This window comes from Kitasatospora sp. NPDC059599 (assembly GCF_042735125.1).
GTDB lineage: Bacteria > Actinomycetota > Actinomycetes > Streptomycetales > Streptomycetaceae > Kitasatospora.
The window spans coordinates 1-3,449 of sequence record NZ_JBHWCL010000288.1; the positions used below are offsets into that span (position 1 = coordinate 1).

A 3,449-nucleotide genomic window follows, 5' to 3' on the forward strand; every position below is an offset into this window, starting at 1 on the left:
CCCCCGGCCGTACCCGCCCCGCTCGTACCGGTGCCGGACAGCCCACTCCCGGAGGAGCCGCTGCCGGCCAGGCCGTCGGAGGAGCCGGCCCCGGTGCCGCCGGAGCCGCCGTCGGCGGTGGAGCCGCCGGTGCCGGACTCGGTCACCGGGGTGGTGCCACCGGTCGTGCCGCCGGAACCGGCCGCGGGGGTGCCGCCGTTCCCGCTCTCCGGCGTGCCCGGGTCGGTGCCCGGGGTCGGCGGCGCGGTCTGGTTGCCCGGCAGCTTGCCGTCCTGCGCCTCGACGTGTTGCACGGCCTCCTGGGCCTGCTGCCGCTGGGCGGGCGTCAGCGCCAGGTAGCCCTGGGCGAGCTGCCCGGGGGCGAGCCCGTACGTCTGGCCGTCGGTGGTCACCGTCTTGAGGAACCGCGAGATCGCGGCGGCCTTCTCGGCGGACTGTCCGCCGGTGGGCACCATCGCGTACTGCACGACGCTCAGCGGGTACGCCCGCTGGTCACGCGAGAACGCGGTGTCGGGCGTGCCGTAGGGCAGCTGCTGGACCCCGGTGGCGGCGTCGGTCGGCATGTCGGCGACGGCGGCCTGGAAGCCGGCCGTGGTGGGCGACACGAAGGAGCCGGCCGGGTTGAGCAGTGCGGCCTCGGGCAGCGAGAACGCCTTCGCCTGGGCGGTGTCCATGATGGCGAGCATCGCCCGCTGGCCGGGGAGCTGCGCGGCGCACGCCTTGTGGCCGCCGGTGGCGGGGTCGATGTTCGGTTCCTGGCAGTTGGGCTGGTTCTGGATCAGGTTGCGGAGCACGCGCCCGAGGCCGTCGATGGACGGGTTCCACTCGTACTGCTTCCAGTGCCGGTAGTCCACGCCCGGGTCGTCCCGGTCGGGCCCGGTGAAGTCCTGGGTCTGGAAGGCCTCCGTCGGGTAGCCGGCGAACTTCGGCTTCAGGTAGAAGCCGTCGACGTGCATGCCCCACGGGTCCGGCTCGCCGTCGAGGAACCGGGCCGCGTCCGGATCGGCCGCCAGCCACGAGGTCACCTGGTAGGTCAGGTCGGTGGTGCCGCCGGGGACCCCGGGGTAGATCGTCAGGATCCCGCCGCAACTGCTCGGCCAGTGGATCCCGTTGGCCGTGGTCTCCGGGTTCAGCTGCTTGAACTCGGGGTCGGTGAACAGGCACACCGGGTTGCCGGCCACCGAGGGGATCGCCGCGCCGGGCGTGGCGTAGGACTGGGTCAGCAGCTTGGCCACCAGCCGGGCGTTCAGCTTCAGGTCGCGGATCTGCCGGCCGGTGGACGGGTCGTCGACCACGTACGTGACCGAGATGCCCGTCGTGGCGAGCGGCGCGTAGACGTAGGGCCGCGGGGCCGGTGAACCGTCGGGCCGGGCCGTCAGCGCGACCTCCGTGGTGCTGCTGCCGGCCAGGAACGCCGCCCGGGCCTGCGGCTCGCCGCCGGCCGGGACGTAGCCCACGGTCATCGGCGAGCCGCCCAGGCACAGGCCCGCCCGCCACTGCTGCATCGCCCGGTTCGCCATCTCCAGACCGGCGGTCCCGAAGGCCTGGTTGCTCGCCGCGCAGGCGTCCGGCGTGGGGGCGAAGCCGAGCGGGACCACGGTCCGGTGCTTCCAGGCGCACTGCTCGCTGGTGCGGTTCCCCGTCTTCCAGTTCTGGAAGGCCGGCCCGGGGCGCATGATGCCGTCGGCGGCGGTGAAGCCGTCCGGGTCGTCGTCCAGGTCGTGGAACTCGCAGTCGGCTCCGCCGTCGAGGACCTGGAAGAGGTCGAGCGGGTCACCGCCGTAGTTCGGCTCGACCACCAGGGAGCACGGGTGGGTCGCGTCGCAGCCGAGCGTGGCGCTCTCCTTGGCGCTCCACACCTCGATCGAGGCGGTACCCGAACCGTCCGGCCCGGTCGCGGCGATCACCTGGTTGGAGGGCCACTCCGGCGTCTCCAGGCGCGTCGGACGCGGCGGCTGCTCGAAGCCCTTCGACCGGTCGCCGCCGTAGAGCGTGCTGCCGTAGCAGTCGGTCACCGCGGGGTCGGTGCCGCGGCACTGGTAGATCCGCACCGCGTAGAGGATCTTGGTCGACTCCTTCTGCGCCACCGCGACCGGGGACTTGTCGCCGATCGCGACGGTCGGGGTGAAGCCGGTCCAGGAGACCTGGAGGACCTGGTTGGTGAGGTTGGCCGTCTGGGAGACCGTCACGCTGCCCGCCGGCCCGTACTGCTTGGTGGCCGGGATCCAGACCTTCGGGCCCGGCACCGTCACGGCCGAGTCGGCGTGCGCCTGCGGCACCGCGCCCAACCCGATCGGAACGACGCCGAGCGCCGCGACGACGGCCCAGGAGAACGCCAGGGCCGGTAGTCGACGGCGCCACCGCCCTCGGTCTCTCGGGTCGGGTACGCGGTTTCTCATGGCGGGGCCTCCGGGGGATGCGGGCCGCCGAGGGAGGCGGCGCGAGGGAGTCGATCGCGCTGGGGACGGACGGTTCCGTGCGTACTATTCGGCCAGCCGGATGTGGCGGGATCCGGTCGGCCAGATGTACGAGACCACAACGCGGCGACTCCGTACCGGAGTTGGGAACTCCACAAGCAGCGGGCCCACGCCGAGGCGCGGGCCCGCCGATCCGCGGTCCGGCGCGGCGGGGTGCGGCCCGCCGGGGTTTCGGTGCGGCGGGGTCCGGCCCGCCGGGGCTCAGTGCGCCGGGGTGTAGGACAGCGCGAGCTTGCCGATCTGCTGGCCGGCGGTGAAGAACGCGGTGCCGAGCTTGGCGTCGAGGTAGCTCGCGCCCTCCGCGTCCACCTGGAAGCTGGAGGAGTTCAGGTTCTGGGTGAGGCCGGTGCGGTTGATCACGTTGTCGCCGGCCGGGTCCAGCAGCGGCACGGGCGTGGTCGAGCCGTTCGGCACGGCCGTGAAGTAGCCGTTGGCGACCGAGAAGTCGAGCTGCTTGAAGGTCACGCTCCGGCCGGTGGCGAGGTTCAGGAAGAGCAGGCCGCCGCCGAACTGCACGTCGCCGTAGAACGCCGGGATGTTCGCGGCGCCGCCGCTCACCGGGAGGGTCACGGTCAGTCCGGCGTTCGGGTCGAACGCCGGGTTGGCGGGCTGGAGCGGGATGACCACGATGCCGTTGCGCGCGGCGTTCGACAGGAAGCTCACGTCGGTGGTGATCACGGCCTGGCCGGCGGCCGGCGTGGTGGCGGGGGTGTCCGCGACGGCCGCACCGCTCGCGGCGGTCAGGGCGAGGACGACGGCGGCACCGGACGAGGCCAGACGGGCGCTGATGCGGGACATGCTGAACTCCTTGGGAGAGGGAGAGGTGTGTTCCGGTCGTGCGGTTCGAAGAAGCTCGTGCGCGGGTGGCACCGCCGTGGGCGGGGGACTCCGGCGGCGGGCACCCGGAGGTCCGGATCCCGGCTCGTCGTCGGACCGGGCCGGGGGCGGCCGGGGGGGGCGGCCCCCCGCCCC

The 3,449-nt window shown here is 73.6% G+C and carries 1 protein-coding gene and 1 pseudogene; both read right to left on the reverse strand.

Annotated elements, in window-relative coordinates:
* Positions 1–2,399: pseudogene (locus ACFV04_RS43565) on the reverse strand (hypothetical protein); the annotation flags it as partial.
* A gap of 279 nt (positions 2,400–2,678) precedes the next feature.
* The gene (locus ACFV04_RS43570; protein WP_380348225.1) at positions 2,679–3,275 is read right to left on the reverse strand and encodes a hypothetical protein; all 597 of its coding nucleotides are present in this window, start codon (positions 3,273–3,275) and stop codon (positions 2,679–2,681) included.
* Between the last annotated feature and the right edge of the window lie 174 nt (positions 3,276–3,449).